Source organism: Streptomyces sp. TLI_55, assembly GCF_900206255.1.
GTDB lineage: Bacteria > Actinomycetota > Actinomycetes > Streptomycetales > Streptomycetaceae > Streptomyces > Streptomyces aquilus.
Genome location: NZ_OAOJ01000001.1, coordinates 6,629,546 through 6,646,043, shown reverse-complemented (window position 1 = coordinate 6,646,043; position 16,498 = coordinate 6,629,546). Strand labels below are relative to the sequence as shown.

Sequence of the window (16,498 nt, the reverse complement as noted above, 5' to 3'; positions counted from 1 at the left end):
CTCGGTCAACTCGGACCGCGAGCACCACGGACGGAGATCATCGCCTGGCGTGTCAACTTCCAGCCGTCGCCGTGTCGTTCGACGTAACCAAGTGATCGGAGCTCGTACAGTCTCGCGATCGCCTCGTCCTGTGTCGTCTGCGCGCCGCGCCCGACCTCGGCAGCGGTCGCCGCACGGCGTGCGGGCAGCGCGTCGAGGACCCTGCGCGCCCCCGGTTCGAGCAGGTCGCGCGGCAGCACTGGCCCTCTCCGTTCCGGCGCGAGCTCGCCCATGTCCCCGACCACCTCGACGACTTCCTCGGCGTCGGTGACGAGTTCGGCGTCGCCGCGCAGCAGTTCGTGCACCCCGGCGGAGAGGCCGCTGGTGGCCGGCCCGGGCACGCCCATGGTGTGCCGCCCGAGCCGTTGCGCGGCACGCGCGGTGACGAGCGAGCCGCTGCGGTACGCGGCCTCGACGACGACGGTCCCTCTGGTCAGCGCGGCGATGACGCGGTTGCGCAGCACGAACCTGCTCGGCGTCGGATGGTCGCCCGGCGGCAACTCCCCCACCACCAGCCCCTGTTCCGCGATCCTGGTGATCAACTCGGTGTGCCCGCGCGGATAGGGCCGGTCGACGCCGCAGGCCAGCACGGCGACGGTGGCGCCGCCGGCGCCCAGCGCCCCTCGGTGGGCGGCCCCGTCGACGCCGTACGCGCCGCCGGACACCACCACCCACCCGCGCTCGGCGAGCCCGGCGGCGAGGGTGGCCGCCATGTGGGCGCCGTACTCGGTACAGGCCCGGGCCCCCACCACGGCGACGGACCGCAGGGCCCACATCCGCAGACTGGGCCGCCCGCGCACCCACAGGCCGAGCGGCCGGGCATCCCCGAGATCATCCAGCTGCCCAGGCCACTCGCCGTCCCCCGGACGGACGAACCGCACCCCGGCCTCGGCGGCGACCGTGAGATCCCGTCGAGGATCGGCCTCCCCGGCCCGAGCCACCAGCCCGCCCCAGCGCTTCCCGCTCACCCCGGGCAACACCTCCCGCCCGTCCCGCAGCCTCCGAGCCACCTCCCCCACCCCGAACTCCCGCACCCACCGCCCGGCGACCTCGTCACCGGGCTCGATGACACGGGCGAGGAAGACCCGGGCGAGCAGTTCGCGGCCCGGGTCGTCCCCTCCGTTCACGTGAGCGCCCCGATCGCCATGGGGACGCCCCTGGGAATCCCGGTGCGCAGTTGCAGGGCCAGGGCGACGTCGGTGGCGTCTGGCCGGTCGTGTCCCAGCAGGTCGGCGACCGTCCAGGCGACGCGCAGCACACGGTCGAGGCCGCGGGCCGTCAGCACCCCGCGTTCGAGGTTGCGCTCGGCTTCGTCCATCGCCCCGGGCACCGCGTGCCAGCGGCTGCGCAGCTCGCGGCCGGGCATCTCGCTGTTGGTCCGCCACGGGGTGCCGACGAGCCGTGCCGCCGCCCGTTCCCTGGCGGCCCGCACCCGGTCGGCGACCACCGCCGTCGACTCCCCTCTGGCCCCGCGCTGGGCCAGCTGCGCCCGGGTGACGCGGTCGACCTCCACCCGCAGGTCGACCCGGTCGAGCAGCGGACCGGAGAGCCGGGCCTGGTACCGGCGGATCGCCGAGGGCGGGCATTCGCAGAAGTCGTCGGTCTGGGAGAAGCGCCCGCAGGGGCACGGATTGGCCGCGAGCACCATCTGGAACTTCGCCGGGAACCGCACCACACCCGCGCTGCGGGCGATGACCACGTGCCCCGCCTCCAGCGGCTGGCGCAGCGCGTCCAGCGCCTGGCTGTTGAACTCGGGGGTCTCGTCCAGAAAGAGCACCCCGCGATGCGACAGCGACACCGCGCCCGGCCGGGCGATGCCGGGGCCGCCGCCGACGAGTGCCTGCATGGTGGCCGAGTGGTGCGGGGCGCAATAGGGCGCGGTGTCGATCAGGGGCTTGCCCGGCGGCAGCAGCCCGGCCACCGAGTGCACCGCCGTGACCTCGAGCGACTCCTGCCGGGTCAGCCGGGGCAGCACCGCGGGCAGGCGTTCCGCCAGCATCGTCTTGCCGGCGCCCGGCGGCCCCTCCAGGAAGAGGTGGTGGCCGCCGGCCGCCGCGACCTCCACGGCGGTGCGGGCCGAGAGCTGGCCCACGACATCGGCCAGGTCATGTCCCTGGTCCTGCTGCGCGGCACCCATGCTGTGCATGCCGGTGGCCGCGCCCGTGCCCGGCACCCGCAGCCCGGCGAGCAGGGGGTCGGGGCGGCCCTCCTCCTCCGGTTCCTCGTCCGGCACGGGCTCGTCGGCCAGCACGGCGATCAGCTGGCGCAGGCTGCGGATGCCCAGGACCGAGATGCCGGGCACCAGCGAGGCCTCGGCGGCGGCGCACTCCGGCACCACCACCTGTTCGTAGCCGGCGTCCGCGGCCGCGATCACCGCCGGGAGGATGCCGCGCACCGGCCGCACCCGCCCGTCCAACCCCAGCTCGCCGATCATGACAATGTCCGCCAGCACCCTGGGGTCGATCCGCTCGGCCGCACCCAGCACCGCCGCGGCGACGGCGAGATCGAAGCCGCTCCCGCTCTTCGGCACCGACGCCGGACTCAACCCCACCGTCAGCTTCTTCGCCGGCCACGCCGCGCCCGAGTTGACCACCGCGGCCCGCACCCGGTCCTTGCTCTCCGTCAGGCTCTTGTCCGGCAGCCCCACCAGCGTGAACGCCGCGACCCCGGGCTCCAGGTCCGCCTGGACCTCCACCACCACACCCTCGACGCCCACCAGCGCCACCGAGCACGTCCGCGCGAACCCCATCTCAGGCCACCCCCCGCGCATGCTCGACGACGGGCGCTCCGCGCTCCGGCAGGAGTACGCCGACCAGGTCGATGCGGACGCCGCCCGGCGGCGCTCCTCCGTGGGCATGGATCCAGCATTCGGCGAGACCGCGCAGGCGCTCCGCCTTCTCGGGGGTCACCGCGGCCATCGGGTGCTCGAAGGCACCCGCCCGCCGTGTCTTGACCTCGCAGACGACCAGGACCTCTCCGTCCCGCGCCACGATGTCGATCTCACCGGTCCTGCCACAGCGCCAGTTGCGCTCCAGGACCGTCATCCCGGCCTCCGCCAGCCGCCGCGCGGCCAGCGTCTCGCCGTACTTGCCGAGTGCACTGCGTGCGTTCATGTCGGCACCACCTCCGGCGCCAACGATCACGCAGCCGAGCCACCCTTGTTGATCTTGGTGGACCACCCGACGGTTGTGGAAAACTCAGCCACCCACACGAGCGACCCTCGGCCCCCCACTACCGCCCTACCGGCCTCACCCGCCCGGCAGCTCCAGGTCGCTCTTGTTCAGCTCCTCGATGTTCACGTCCTTGAACGTGAGCACGCGCACCTGCTTCACGAACCGAGCCGGCCGATACATGTCCCAGACCCACGCGTCGGCCATCGAGACCTCGAAGAACACCTCACCCTGGACCGAGTGCACCTGCATCTCGTAGTCGTTGGTGAGATAGAAACGCCGCTCGGTCTCGATCACATACTTGAACAGACCGACGACATCGCGGTACTCCCGATAGAGCTTCAGCTCCATCTCGGTCTCGTACTTCTCGAGGTCCTCGGCGCTCATGGCATGTTCCCCTTCAGCCGTGCGATCCCCCCATTGTGCGCCAGTCCCGTCAGCCCCTAGACGATTTCGGTGTCAAGGGTCACGGGCCCGGCCGGGGGACCTTCGTCGAGCAGCCTGCGGAGCAGCTCGGCGAGTCTGGTCGGATACACCGTCTCATGTGCCTGGGTCAGTTCCTGACACGTCCACCAGCGCGCTCCGGCGACGCTGCGCCGTTCCAGATCGGTGAGCGCCGTCGCCGCGGTCGCCGTCTGGGTCGTCCGGGCCAGGAAGTACCACTCGTCCTGGTCCCAGCGGCGCCCCGCGAACGGGAAGGAGCACATCCGGCGCCACAGCACCGGCCCGAGCTCGACCTCGGTGATTCCGGTCTCCTCGGCGAGTTCCCTGAGAGCGGCCTCTTCACGAGTCTCGTCGCCCTCGACTCCGCCACCGGGAGTGAACCACCAGTCGTCGCTCGGATCGTCCGGCTCATGGCCGTGCAGGAGCAGGATGCGGTCGTCGGGGTCGAGCAGCACGACTCTGGCGACCTTGCGCAGCCCACCCTCATAGGTGTCCGCCGCGGCCTCAGCGCGCACCCACGGGCTCCGTCCGGCTCTGGGCGGCGCGACGCTTGCCCAGCCGCTTGGCGATCGGCCCGTAGGCGCCACCGCCGAGCACGAGCACCGCGCCGCCGATGATCAGGGCGGTGATCGTCCGCAGCGGTCCCGGCGAGGACAGCGCACCGAGCTCCTTGAAGCCGCTCGGCTCCTTCAGCATGCCGTCCATGGGCCAGACGACGGCGTCGACGCGGGCCGTCACGGCGCTCACCGCCACCGTGCCGCTGGCCGCGTCCGTGAGGTGGGCGGAGGAGTCCAGGGAGCCCTGCCGCTCGTCACCGAGCAGGAACAGCCGCCCCTTGGGGACGGTCACCTCGGGGATGTTCTTCCACTCGGCCAGGCTGTCCTTGGGCAGATACGGTTCGTCGATCTGCTTGCCGTTGACGGTCAGCTTGCCCTTCGTGCAGCAGGAGACGGTGTCCCCACCGACCGCGACCACGCGCTTGACCACGGGGGCGTTGGTCACCCAGGTCTTGTCGGTGAAGACGACCACGTCACCCCGGCGGATGTCGCCGCCGTCGATGCGCTGCGCCAGCACCCGGTCGCCGGCGTCGATGGTGGGCGCCATCGAGCTGGTGGGCACGGTGTACGGCCGGTAGACCACCGCTCCCCAGACGAACCCGCCCAGGAACAGCACCAGGCCCAGCGCGACGGCCAGCCCGGACAGTCGCTGTCCGGTCCGGCTGCCCACCGGGCCCGTGTTGGTGCCACCGCTGCGCGGGGCCGTACGTGTCGTGCTCTCGCCACCCATGGGTCCGCACCCTACCCGGCGGTACCGGAACCGGTCAGCCCCCTTCGGGGACCAAGGTCACCGGCTCCGTAAAGGTTTGCCTAGGTCGACCTCGATGCGCAGGTCAGCCCGGGTCAGCAGGCCGGTCGGCCCCGGTGCTCAGGTCAGCGCGTCTCCGCCGGCGCGACCTTGCGCCGCCGCCACAGCACCACCGGCACCGCGCCCGCGAGCGCCAGCCCCTGCGGGGCCACCGTCAGCGCGGTGGACGCCGAGGACTGGTTGTTCAGGCCGTCCTGGTCGAAGGTGTCCGGGACCGGCAGGGTGCCCCAGCGGTTGATCGGCCAGGCCTTCACGATGGCTCGTCCGACGACCTCGTCGACCGGGACCATGCCGTGGTACTTGTCGTCCTGGTTGTAGCGCGAGTCGCGTGAGTTCTGGCGGTGATCGCCCATGACCCAGATGAAGCCCTTGGGCACCTTCACCTTGAACTGGCCGCCCATGTCGTCGACCGTGCACGGGGTGTTGCCGGCGTAGACGTAGTCGCTCTCGTTCAGCGCCTTGCCGTTGACCTTCACCGGGCCGGTGCCCTTGCACTCGACGGTGTCGCCGCCGACGCCGATGACCCGCTTGATGAGGTCCTTCTCCTCGGCGGACGGCATCAGACCGATCCAGCTGAGGAACGTCTGGACGGCGTTCGGTTCGGCGGTCGGCTCGCCCGCCAGCCACTGGCTCGGGTCGTGGAAGACGACGACCTCACCGCGCTCGGGCTCGGAGCCGAACCACGGCGTCAACTTGTCGACGAGGACCCGGTCACCCTGCTGGAGGGTGTTCTGCATCGAGTCGGACGGGATCGAGAACGCCTGCACCAGGAACGTCTTGATCAGCAGCGCCAGCACGAGCGCGATACCGATCAGGATCGGCAGTTCCTTCCAGAAGGAACGCGGCTTCTTCGGCGCGGGCCTCGACTCGTCCTGGCTCTCGTCGGTCCTGGTCCCGTCCTCGTCTCCACCGGAGCCGTCGCTCGAGGTCACGACGCTGTCCGCGGCCGGGTCGGCCGCGTCCACGGGGCGTCCGCGGTGCTCCTCGCCGTCGTGTCCGGACCGTGCGCCAACCGCCACATCCCCCACGCCAACTCCTTACTCTGTGCCGCCGCCTGCCCATGACACGGTGCAGGCCCACCACTCCCATAACGAGCGGGAGTTCCGCAGGGGTCGGGAGTTGGACAGGTCCATTCGGATCGTCGGAGGCAACCCTATGCGACAGCCGGGCGGCTGCGGTCGACCCGGTAGCCGAGTCGGACACGGACGCGTAGGTTTTCGGCTCCTTCAAGGTGGTCCAGTGGCCCAGGGGCCAGGCGATGACCATGGCCCGTCCCACGACCGAGTCCTCGGAGACCGTGCCGCCGTAGTCGGTGTCCTGATGCACGCGGGAGTCCGCGGAGTTGGCCCGGTGGTCGCCCATCACCCACAACCGCCCCTGGGGGACGGTGATGTCGAACTGCTGCGTGGAGGGCGCGTTGCCGGGATAGAGGTAGTCCTCGCTGAGCGGGACGCCGTTGACGGTCACCCGCCCTTGTGCGTCACAGCACTTGACGCGGTCGCCGCCGACGCCGACGACACGCTTGATGAGGTCCTTCTCGTTGTCGGACGGCAGCAGGCCGATGAAGGTGAGCCCTTCCTTGATCTGCTTGACGACGACGGGGTCCTGCTTCTTCACCGTCGTCTGCTCGTCCTTGAGCCAGCCGCCGGGGTCCTTGAAGACGACGACGTCCCCGCGCTGCGGCTTGGAGCCGAACCACGGGGTGAACTTGTCGACCAGGACGCGGTCGCCGATCCGGATCGTCTGCTCCATGGAGCCCGACGGGATCACGAAGGCCTGCACCAGGAAGGTCTTCAGCACCAGGGCTATGAGGACGGCGACCCCGACGAGGAGCGGTATCTCCTTGACGGCGGAGCGCCTGCGGCGCCGCTTGACCTTGCGCTGGAGCTTGCGGCGCTCCGCGCGCGAACGACCGCCCGCGGGGCTGGCCGCGCGCCGGACGCCGGTGGGCAGCAGGTTGTCGGCGGCGTCGCCGGACACCCCGCGCGGTTTGCCGCGGTTACCCATGCGCACCGCCCGCGGCGGGCACGCGCGCGTAGGCGTCGGACGGCTCGATCCGGGTCCAGTGCGCGGCCGGCCATACGATCCAGTCGGCGCGGCCGATGACGTCGTCGACCGGGATCATCCCGCCGCCGGGCGAGCCCAGGTGGTCGCGGGAGTCGCTGGAGCGGCTGCGGTGGTCGCCGAGGACGAAGAGGGTGCCGTCGGGCACGACGACGTCGAAGGGAACCGTCGACGAGCTGTCACCGGGGTACAGGAACGTCGACTCGTCGACCGACCGGCCGTTCACCTCGATCCTCCCCTTCTGGTCGCAGCAGACCACGTGGTCTCCCCCCACGCCCACCACGCGCTTGATGTAGTCCGCATCCCCGAAATACCCGGATCCGTCGAACACGACCACATCCCCGCGCCGCGGCTCGGCACCGAAACGGTACGCCAACTTATTTACGAGAACCCGGTCCCCGATCCTCAATCCGTTTTCCATGGATCCGCTGGGAATCTGGAAGGGTTGCACCACGAAAGCGTTGAGGAGCAGCAAAAACAGCAGGCAGAGCAGTGCGGTCAGAGTGATCCGTCCGCCGGGCAGCCACTCGGTGATCCGCACCGGCAACGCGAAACGCGACCGTTCCTCCTGCCCCTCTGTGTCCGAGATCTCCTCGGAGTCGGAAGGGCGGGAGGAGCGGTCGCGCTCCGTCTGCTGTGCTTCGGTGTCCATCGGGGCGAGATGTTATCCGGCCCCGCTGAGAACGCCCGCGCGAGCTCAGCTGTCGCGCTTCTCCTTGATCTTCGCGGCCTTGCCGCGCAGCTCGCGCAGGTAGTACAGCTTCGCGCGACGGACGTCACCGCGGGTGACGAGCTCGATCTTCTCGACGATCGGGGTGTGCACCGGGAAGGTGCGCTCGACGCCGACGGAGAACGAGACCTTGCGGACCGTGAAGGTCTCGCGGACACCGGCGCCCTGGCGACGGATGACTACGCCCTTGAACTGCTGCACACGGGAGCGGTTGCCCTCGATGACGCGGACGTGGACGTTGACGGTGTCACCCGGGCGGAAGGCCGGGATGTCGCTGCGCAGCGACGCGCTGTCGACGGAGTCGAGCAGGTGAGACATTTCGTCTGCTTTCTTCGCCCATGCCACAGGTCATAGGCGGGAGATAGGTGTTTCCTGAGGATGCTGTCCGTGTCGGGGCGGGCGTCGTGTCCCCCTGTGGCAGGGGCGCACGCCGGACGACGCACAACAGCGGCCTATTCTTCCACGTCGTCGACCCGACGCCAAAATCGGCCGTACGGCTCCCCCGCCGGGTCCGGGGCCCAGCCCAGGATGGAGAGCATCTCGCGGTCCTTCTTGTCGAAGGCCTTGGGGTCGCAGCGCTCGATCAGGTCGGGCCGGTTGGCCGTGGTGCGCTTGAGCGCCTCGTCGCGCCGCCAGCGGGCGATCTTGCCGTGGTGGCCGCTGAGCAGCGTCTCTGGGATCTCCCGGCCGCGCCAGGCGGGCGGCTTGGTGTAGACGGGCCCCTCCAGGAGGTTCGCCATCGCGCCGGGCGCGAAGGAGTCGTCCCGGTGCGACTCGGCGTTGCCGAGGACGCCGGGCAGCAGCCGCGCCACGGCCTCGGTGATCACCAGGACGGCCGCCTCACCGCCGGCGAGGACGTAGTCGCCGATGGACACCTCGTAGACCGGCATCCGGGTCGCGTACTCGTCGATGACCCGGCGGTCGATGCCCTCGTAGCGGGCCGGTGTGAAGACCAGCCAGGGCCGCTCGGAGAGCTCGACGGCGAGTTCCTGGGTGAAGGGGCGTCCACTGGGCGTCGGGACGATGAGGGCGGGCGCGTGCGAGCCGGTCTCGTAGCCGTCGGACAGCACCGCGTCCAGCGCGTCCCCCCAGGGCTCGGTCTTCATGACCATGCCGGGGCCGCCGCCGTACGGGGTGTCGTCGACGGTGTTGTGGCGGTCGTAGGTCCACTCGCGCAGATGGTGCACCTGGACGTTGAGCTGTCCACGCGCGCGTGCCTTGCCCACGAGCGAGACGTTCAGGGGTTCGAGGTACTCGGGGAAGATCGTGACGACGTCGAGTCTCATGCGCTGTCTTCCCGGGAAGAGGCGATCTCCGCCTGGTCGTCGATCAGCCCGGGCGGCGGGGTGATGACCGCCTTCTGCTCCTCCAGGTCGATCTCCGTGACGATCTCCTCGACGAACGGGATCATCACCTCGCTGCCGTCGGGACGCTCCACGATGAAGAGGTCCTGCGAGGGCAGGTGCGAGATCTCGGTGATCCGGCCGACCTCCACGCCGTCGGCGGTGAACACGTCCAGGTCGATCAGCTGGTGGTCGTAGTACTCGTCCTCGTCCTCCGGCAGCTCCTCCGGGTCGACCTCGGCGATCAGGAGGGTGTTGCGGAGGGCCTCGGCGGCGGTGCGGTCCTTGACGCCCTCGAAGCGCAGGAGGAGGCGGCCGCTGTGCACCCGGCCGGTCTCGATGGTGAGGGGGCCGGTGGCGGCGGGGTCCGTGAGCAGGACGGCACCGGGGGCGAGCCGGAGCTCCGGCTCGTCGGTACGGACCTCCACGGTGACCTCGCCCTTGATGCCGTGAGCACGGCCGATGCGAGCGACTACGAGCTGCACTTTTCGAAGATCTCCTGATCGTACGTACGACTACGGGCCGGGGACGACCCGAAGGCCCTCCCCGGCCCGAGCCGGTGTTGCGTTTGGCGTCAGCGGACGTGGTCCACGTCGACGAGGTCGACGCGGATGCCGCGACCGCCGATGGCGCCCACGACGGTGCGCAGAGCGCGTGCGGTGCGGCCGTTGCGACCGATCACCTTGCCGAGGTCGTCGGGGTGGACCCGCACCTCGAGCACGCGTCCACGACGCAGGTTGCGGGATGCGACCTGCACATCGTCAGGGTTGTCGACGATGCCCTTCACGAGGTGCTCGAGAGCCTCCTCGAGCATGCTCAGGCCTCGGTCGACTCGGACTCGGCGGCAGCCTCGTCCTTCTTCTCAGCCTTCTTCTTCTGGGTGATGGCCTCACCCTTGCCCTCGTCGTCGCCGCCCAGGGCCTCGAACGAGGGGCGCGCCTTCTTGGGCTCGGCGACGAGCAGCGGAGCCGGGGCGGGCTCGCCCTTGAACTTCTGCCAGTCGCCGGTCTTCTTCAGGATGGCGAGCACGGGCTCGGTCGGCTGCGCGCCGACACCCAGCCAGTAGGCGACGCGCTCGGCGTCGACCTCGATGCGCGACGGGTTCTGCACCGGGTGGTACAGACCGATCTCCTCGATCGCACGGCCGTCACGACGGGTACGGGAGTCGGCGACGACGATGCGGTAGTGAGGCGAACGGATCTTGCCCAGACGCTTCAGCTTGATCTTGACTGCCACGGGAGTGGATTCTCCTGGTTTTGACGTGGTTGGGCACGGCGAGATTGCCGCGTGGGGTTGCGGTACCCGAGTGCCCGATGGACGCGTCAGCCGGAGGAGAGAGGGGTCCTGTGCGACTGTCGAGTACAGCTAGCCATTGTGCCACACCCCCGGGCTCACCTCGGACCGAGGCCGCCCGAGGGCATGCCTGACGGGCACCCGGCGGTCCGGGTGCCCGTCAGCGCTGCCGCCACGACACCGGTTCCGGCACCCACGAGACGCCGGCACCGCGCGTGGCTAGGCCGCCCCGACGACCTCCGGGATGCGGAACGGCTTGCCGCAGCCGCCGCACACGATCGGCGCCTGCGCCAGCACCGACGGGACGACCCGTACGTTGCGCCCGCAGTCGCAGACCGCCTTCACGCGCACGCCGCCCCCGGAGGAGCCGTGCCGGGCGGCCGGGCCGCGGAAGGTGCGGGAGGTGTCGGCGGAGGTGGCTGCCGTGTGCGCCTTGAGGGCGCGCTGGAGGCGGTCGATCGTCGGCCGGTAACGGCGCTTCGCCTCGGGGTTGAGGGTCACCAGCGAGAAGCCGCTGCTCGGGTGCGGTTCCTCGGGGTGGTCCAGGCCCATTTCCTCGGCGATCGCGAGGAATCTGCGGTTGTGGTAGCGGCCGGCGCGGGAGGTGTCACGGACGCCGCGGGCGGCGGCGATCCCATGGACTGCCTCATGGAGCAGTCGCTCGAAGGAGAGTTCGTGTCCGCACGCGGACGACGACTCCCCGATCAGGGACTCTGGCGCGGCGAGGTCCGGCAGCTCGGGGTGGTACCGCTGAATGTCGGCCCACGCCTGTGCCAGCTCGGCGGCGAGAACAGGTGGTGTCTGTGTCGTGCTCACGTAATGACAACGAGCCGGAGTGCCCCAGTGTTCCGATTCCGGGCCATCCCAAATAATTTGCACGTACCCGTCAGTTGCCGCTGATGCGTCCTGACGAGGGCGGGTGCGCTGATCTGCGGAGAAGCCTCACAGCTCGTACCAAGGCGGTACGTAGTCCGATATACGCACCGCCGCGTAGACGATGTCCGCGCGTCGCGACGAGTGGGGCCCTCGGATGCGCAAGAGGCGTTTCGGCCGCTTTCCCACCGGAAGGGCGCTACCTCAGTAAGCGCGTGCGACGACCGCGACGTTACCGGGCGCGTCCTCGGCGTCCGGCACCGACCCACCCTCGGGCAGCAAGACCGCCGATGACGGGATCGTACGGCCCCAAGTTGCCGGCATGTGAAATCTCGCCACTGGCACGTTCAACCCACAAGCGGGGCCCTACGACCCCTGGACTCCGGGACGGACGCGGAGTTTGCTGGCATTGCGGGGGAAGAGCGAGCGCACGTCACGGGGGCCACGGAAACGGACACTAGGGCAACTCTCGGCGGATTGGGGCGCTTTGATGACACCTACGCTCGTGCGGCAGCACCTGGCGCACACGGGGGAGACACCCCGCGTGGATCCGGGGGCACGCGCGCGTGACTGGTCCGAGATCCAGGAGCGGATGCTGGTCCCGCTCTACGAGGCCGTCTACGAGCGACTGAAGGTAGGACACGGCACCCGGCTGCTCGGCCTCGGCTGCGGCAGCGGGCTCGCCCTGCTGATGGCCGCCTCCAGAGGCGCCGCGGTCACCGGCGTCGACGCCTCCCGCCCCGAACGGCTGGCCCTGGCCCGGGAACGGCTGCTGCCCGAGGCGTGGGGCACACACCCGCGGGGGGACACCCGGCTGGTCGAGGGCACACCACAGGACGCGGCCGACGCGGAGACGCCCGCGTACACCCTGGTGACCGCTTTCGAGCCCATCGGATGCCTCGCGGGCGACTCGGAGGGGCTCGGCGAGCTGTTGCGGGCGGCGACCCCGCTCGCCGAGCGCGGGGCGCCCGTGGTGCTCGCCGGCTGGGGTCCGCCGGAACGCTGCACCACGTCGTCCGTGCTGCGGGTGGCCACGAAGCTGGCGGATCCGCTGCGCGGCACGGGCAGTTGGCGCCCCGCCCTGCGCGACGACCTGGAGGAGGTCGCCCAGCGGGCGGGACTGAAGCCGGACGGTTCCGGTCGGGTGGCCTGCCCGTTCGGGTACGCCGACCTGGACAGCGCGGTCAAAGGCCTGCTGTCGACCGGTCTCTTCGACGCGGCGATCTCCGCGACGGACCAGGCACAGGTCGACAAGGAAGTGGCCGAGGCGCTCCATCCGTACCAGCGACGGGACCGGACGGTGTGGATGCCGAACGTGTTCCGCTACCTCATCGCGCGCGTGCCGTGACCCAACGGGCGCCTGGGGCCTGTCCGGCGGATCATGCCGCAGACGCGGGGCCTGGCACGCCCATCCGCCGGACGGGCCCTACGCCTCGTCCTTGGCCAGCCGGGTGATCCCCGCGATGCGGTACGCGTCCGTCTCCTCCAGCGTCTCGTTCTCCAGGAGCGCCTGGGCGAGGTCGTCCAACTGGCCTCGGTGGTCGCGGAGTTTGCGGCAGGCCTCGTCGTAGCACTCGTCGACGATCCGGCGCATCTCGCCGTCGATGACGTCGAGGGTCTGCGGGGCGGCGGCCAGCCCGTAGGCCTGCTGGGCGTCGTTGGGGAGCGCGGACAGCCGGCCCACCCGTTCGCTCATGCCCCACCGGGCGACCATGCCGCGCGCGATGTTGGTGACCTGTTCGAGGTCGTTCTCCGCGCCGGTCGTGATCACGCCGTAGACGACCTGTTCGGCGGCCATGCCGCCCAGCGCGCCGATGATCCGGCCGCGCAAGTACTCCTCGGTGTACGCGTACTTGTCGGCGTCCGGCGTCGACAGGGTCACGCCCAGCGCCCGGCCGCGCGGCACGATGGTGATCTTGCGGACCGGGTCGGCGCCCGGCTGCAGCATGCCGAGGAGGGCGTGTCCGCTTTCGTGGTACGCGGTGCGGCGGCGTTCCTCCTCGGGCATCACCAGCGGGCGTTCGGCGCCCAGTTGGACCTTCTCCAGCGCCTCCGAGAGGTCGGTCTGGGTCACCTGGTCCTGCTTGCGCTTGACCGCGAGGAGGGCGGCCTCGTTGGCCAGGTTGGCCAGTTCGGCGCCGGTCATGCCCGGGGTCGTGCGGGCGACCTGGGCGAGGTCGACGGTGTCGGCCATCGGGATGTCACGGGTGTGGATCTCCAGGATGGCCTCACGGCCGCCCCGGTCCGGGGGCGAGACCATGACCACCCGGTCGAAGCGGCCGGGGCGGGTGAGGGCGGGGTCCAGGACGTCGGCGCGGTTGGTCGCCGCGATGACGATGACGCCCTCGGAGCCGGAGAAGCCGTCCATCTCGGTGAGGATCTGGTTGAGGGTCTGCTCGCGCTCGTCGTGGCCGCCCATGCCGGAGCCGCCGCCGCGGGCCCGGCCGATGGTGTCGATCTCGTCGATGAAGATGATCGACGGGGCCACCTTGCGGGCCTCGGCGAACAGCTCCCGCACGCGTGAGGCGCCGACGCCGACGATCATCTCGATGAACTCGGAGGCGGACGCGGAGAAGAACGGCACCCCCGCCTCGCCGGCCACCGCCCGCGCGAGCAGCGTCTTGCCGGTGCCGGGCGGACCCGCGAGCAGCACACCGCGCGGCATCTTGGCACCCATGCGCCGATAGGCCTCGGGGTTCTTCAGGAAGTCGACGACGTCGTTGAGCTCACCCTCGACCTCGTCGATGCCGGCCACGTCCGCGAAGGTCGTGCGCTTCTCCCCCGACTCCAGTTCGACCGGCTTCGGCGGCGCCTTGCGGCCGAGCATGCCGCCCGCGCCGCCCATGCCCGCGCTCATCCGCCGCGCGATGAAGATCCACAGCACGATCAGCAGCAGCATCGGGGCCAGCGAGATCAGCAGGTTGGCCAGAAAACTGCGGTGCTGGACGACCGGCTCGGCGGTGACGGTGACGTTGTGCTTGGTCAGGTCCTCCCAGAGCTGGTCGTCCGCGAAGGTCGGCCGCTCGGTGTTGAACTTGGTGTACTTGCCGTCGCCCTCGGGGTTGTCCTGCTCCTTCTTGAGCTGGCCCTGGATCGCGTCGCCCTTGGCGTAGATCTTGCTGACGTTGCCGGCGTCGACCTGCTTGCTGAACTCGGTGTACGAGATCGTCGGCTCGTCACCCTCGTTGAAGAAGGACAGCACGAGGTTGGCGATCAGGAACACGACCAGCGCGGTGACGACCAGGCTCCACCAGCCGCCACGCGGCCGCCGCCCACCGGGGGACGGCTTCTGCGGCTCCTCCGGGGTGCCCTCGGTGCGCCAGGGCTGGTCCGGCGACTTGCGGGGCGGCGCAGGGTTGGTCATATCCGGACGTTACGACAGGAAAGCCGCGCCAGCATGCGCGGTTACGACGCCGGGGGCACCCCCTGAAACAGGGAGCGCCCCCGGCGTCGTAAGAGAACGAACCGTCAGCCCATGAACTTCTTGAACTCGTCCGGCAGCTCGAAGTCCTGCGGGGCCTGCTGGCCCGGGACGCCGAAGGCGTTGCCGCCCTGCGCGGCGGCGGCGCGCCTCGCGGCCTCCTCCTGCTCCTGCTGCTTGCGCTTCATCGGGTTGCCGGAGCGCTGCTTGCCCTTGGCCTTCTTGGGCTGCTTCTTGGCGCGGCCGGGGCCGCCGCCCATGCCCGGCATCCCCGGCATGCCCGGCATCCCGCCGCCCTGGGCCATGCGGGACATCATCTTGCGGGCCTCGAAGAACCGCTCGACCAGGCCCTTGACCGCGCTGACCTCGACACCGGAACCGCGCGCGATACGGGCGCGACGGGAGCCGTTGATGATCGTGGGGTCCTGGCGCTCGCCCGGGGTCATCGACTTGATGATCGCGGCGGTGCGGTCGACGTCCCGCTCGTCGAGGTTGTTGATCTGGTCCTTGATCTGCCCCATGCCGGGCAGCATCCCGAGCAGCTTGCTGATGCTGCCCATCTTCCTGACCTGCTCCATCTGGGCCAGGAAGTCGTCCAGGGTGAAGTCCTGGCCCTTCTTGGACGCCAGCTTGGAGGCCATCTTCTCGGCCTCTTCCTGGCTGAACGTCTTCTCCGCCTGCTCGATCAGGGTGAGCAGGTCACCCATGTCGAGGATGCGGGAGGCCATCCGGTCAGGGTGGAAGGCGTCGAAGTCGTCGAGCTTCTCGCCGTTCGACGCGAACATGATCGGCTTGCCGGTGATCTGGCGGATCGACAGGGCGGCACCACCGCGGGCGTCACCGTCGAGCTTGGAGAGCACCACGCCGTCGAAGCCGACGCCGTCGCGGAAGGCCTCGGCGGTGTTGACCGCGTCCTGACCGATCATCGCGTCGACGACGAAGAGGATCTCGTCGGGAGAGACCGCGTCCCGGATGTCCGCGGCCTGCTGCATCATCTCCTGGTCGATACCGAGGCGGCCCGCGGTGTCGACGATGACGATGTCGTGGACCTTGGACTTCGCGAAGTCGATGGAGTCCTTGGCGACCTTGACCGGGTCACCGACGCCGTTGCCCGGCTCCGGCGCGTACACGGCGACGCCCGCGCGGTCGGCGACGACGCTCAGCTGGTTCACGGCGTTGGGGCGCTGGAGGTCGGCGGCGACGAGCAGCGGCGAGTGGCCCTGCTCCTTCAGCCAGTGGCCGAGCTTGCCCGCGAGGGTGGTCTTACCGGCACCCTGGAGACCGGCCAGCATGATCACGGTGGGCGGGTTCTTGGCGAACCGCAGACGCCGGGTCTCGCCACCCAGGATCGTGACGAGCTCCTCGTTCACGATCTTCAGCACCTGCTGGGCGGGGTTCAGCGCCCGGGAGACATCGGCGCCGAGCGCCCGCTCCTTGACGTTCTTGATGAACGTCCGGACGACCGGGAGGGCCACGTCCGCTTCGAGCAGCGCGATACGGATCTCGCGCGCGGTGGCGTCGATGTCCGCCTCGCTCAGACGCCCCTTGCCGCGCAGATTCTTGAAGGTCGCTGAGAGGCGGTCGGAGAGAGTATCGAACACGGCGGCGTCGGTCCTCGGAGTCGGGGGCAGTATGAGCGTCTTCCAGGGTATCCCGGCGCGGCAGGTCGCCGGGATCCCCCTTCAGAGCCGGTGTCATATCCCCGGCCGGGCGCGCGACGCCTGGCACGCGCGCTGATCCGACCGGAGATATGACA

General features: G+C 70.3%; 17 protein-coding genes and 1 pseudogene. 1 reads left to right on the top strand and 17 read right to left on the bottom strand.

The window, feature by feature from the left end; genetic code table 11:
• Positions 1-5 precede the first annotated feature (5 nt).
• From dprA to CRP56_RS30685, 15 genes and pseudogenes are all read right to left on the bottom strand, one after another.
• The gene (gene dprA / locus CRP56_RS30755) at positions 6-1,166 is read right to left on the bottom strand and encodes a DNA-processing protein DprA (protein ID WP_097269459.1); all 1,161 of its coding nucleotides are present in this window, start codon (positions 1,164-1,166) and stop codon (positions 6-8) included.
• Positions 1,163-2,788, bottom strand: coding sequence for a YifB family Mg chelatase-like AAA ATPase (locus tag CRP56_RS30750; protein WP_097269457.1), 1,626 nt, complete (start codon positions 2,786-2,788; stop codon positions 1,163-1,165). The genes dprA and CRP56_RS30750 overlap by 4 nt, the downstream gene beginning before the upstream one ends.
• A gap of 1 nt (position 2,789) precedes the next feature.
• On the bottom strand, positions 2,790-3,152 hold the full coding sequence (locus CRP56_RS30745; protein ID WP_079309729.1) for a YraN family protein: 363 nt from the start codon (positions 3,150-3,152) through the stop codon (positions 2,790-2,792).
• A 135-nt stretch (positions 3,153-3,287) separates the two neighbouring features.
• Positions 3,288-3,596, bottom strand: coding sequence for a DUF2469 domain-containing protein (locus tag CRP56_RS30740; RefSeq protein WP_003965949.1), 309 nt, complete (start codon positions 3,594-3,596; stop codon positions 3,288-3,290).
• A 56-nt stretch (positions 3,597-3,652) separates the two neighbouring features.
• Positions 3,653-4,168: an NUDIX hydrolase gene (locus CRP56_RS30735; protein WP_097269455.1), complete on the bottom strand. Its 516-nt coding sequence runs from the start codon at positions 4,166-4,168 to the stop codon at positions 3,653-3,655.
• The gene (lepB, locus tag CRP56_RS30730) at positions 4,158-4,940 is read right to left on the bottom strand and encodes a signal peptidase I (RefSeq protein WP_097269454.1); all 783 of its coding nucleotides are present in this window, start codon (positions 4,938-4,940) and stop codon (positions 4,158-4,160) included. The genes CRP56_RS30735 and lepB (CRP56_RS30730) overlap by 11 nt, the downstream gene beginning before the upstream one ends.
• A 143-nt stretch (positions 4,941-5,083) precedes the next feature.
• The gene (lepB, locus tag CRP56_RS30725) at positions 5,084-6,046 is read right to left on the bottom strand and encodes a signal peptidase I (RefSeq protein ID WP_257041252.1); all 963 of its coding nucleotides are present in this window, start codon (positions 6,044-6,046) and stop codon (positions 5,084-5,086) included.
• Positions 5,943-7,025: pseudogene (gene lepB / locus CRP56_RS30720) on the bottom strand (signal peptidase I); the annotation flags it as partial. The pseudogene lepB (CRP56_RS30720) and the gene lepB (CRP56_RS30725), both read right to left, overlap by 104 nt.
• Positions 7,018-7,734 (bottom strand): signal peptidase I, encoded by a 717-nt coding sequence (lepB, locus tag CRP56_RS30715; RefSeq protein WP_097269448.1) that lies wholly within the window; start codon positions 7,732-7,734, stop codon positions 7,018-7,020. The pseudogene lepB (CRP56_RS30720) and the gene lepB (CRP56_RS30715), both read right to left, overlap by 8 nt.
• Before the next feature lie 45 nt (positions 7,735-7,779).
• A complete protein-coding gene (gene rplS, locus CRP56_RS30710) occupies positions 7,780-8,130 on the bottom strand; it encodes a 50S ribosomal protein L19 (protein WP_059198033.1) in 351 nt (116 codons plus the stop codon).
• A gap of 134 nt (positions 8,131-8,264) precedes the next feature.
• Positions 8,265-9,098 (bottom strand): tRNA (guanosine(37)-N1)-methyltransferase TrmD, encoded by an 834-nt coding sequence (gene trmD / locus CRP56_RS30705; RefSeq protein ID WP_097269446.1) that lies wholly within the window; start codon positions 9,096-9,098, stop codon positions 8,265-8,267.
• Positions 9,095-9,640, bottom strand: a complete 546-nt coding sequence (gene rimM / locus CRP56_RS30700; RefSeq protein WP_097269444.1) for a ribosome maturation factor RimM — start codon at positions 9,638-9,640, stop codon at positions 9,095-9,097. The genes trmD and rimM overlap by 4 nt, the downstream gene beginning before the upstream one ends.
• An 89-nt stretch (positions 9,641-9,729) precedes the next feature.
• Entirely contained in the window at positions 9,730-9,969 is a 240-nt protein-coding gene (locus CRP56_RS30695) for an RNA-binding protein (protein ID WP_004924853.1), read from the bottom strand.
• Between the two features lie 2 nt (positions 9,970-9,971).
• A complete protein-coding gene (gene rpsP, locus CRP56_RS30690) occupies positions 9,972-10,391 on the bottom strand; it encodes a 30S ribosomal protein S16 (protein ID WP_059198036.1) in 420 nt (139 codons plus the stop codon).
• A 276-nt stretch (positions 10,392-10,667) separates the two neighbouring features.
• Complete coding sequence (locus CRP56_RS30685) at positions 10,668-11,264, bottom strand: hypothetical protein (RefSeq protein WP_097269442.1); 597 nt, start codon at positions 11,262-11,264, stop codon at positions 10,668-10,670.
• Positions 11,265-11,811: 547 nt separating this feature from the next.
• On the opposite strand from CRP56_RS30685, the gene CRP56_RS30680 reads away from it, so the two are divergent.
• Positions 11,812-12,669 (top strand): SAM-dependent methyltransferase, encoded by an 858-nt coding sequence (locus tag CRP56_RS30680; protein ID WP_097269440.1) that lies wholly within the window; start codon positions 11,812-11,814, stop codon positions 12,667-12,669.
• Between the two features lie 78 nt (positions 12,670-12,747).
• On the opposite strand, the gene ftsH is transcribed toward CRP56_RS30680, so the two are convergent.
• Positions 12,748-14,685, bottom strand: coding sequence for an ATP-dependent zinc metalloprotease FtsH (gene ftsH / locus CRP56_RS30675; protein ID WP_097269438.1), 1,938 nt, complete (start codon positions 14,683-14,685; stop codon positions 12,748-12,750).
• A 104-nt stretch (positions 14,686-14,789) separates the two neighbouring features.
• Positions 14,790-16,343: a signal recognition particle protein gene (gene ffh / locus CRP56_RS30670; RefSeq protein ID WP_097269435.1), complete on the bottom strand. Its 1,554-nt coding sequence runs from the start codon at positions 16,341-16,343 to the stop codon at positions 14,790-14,792.
• Positions 16,344-16,498: the final 155 nt, after the last annotated feature.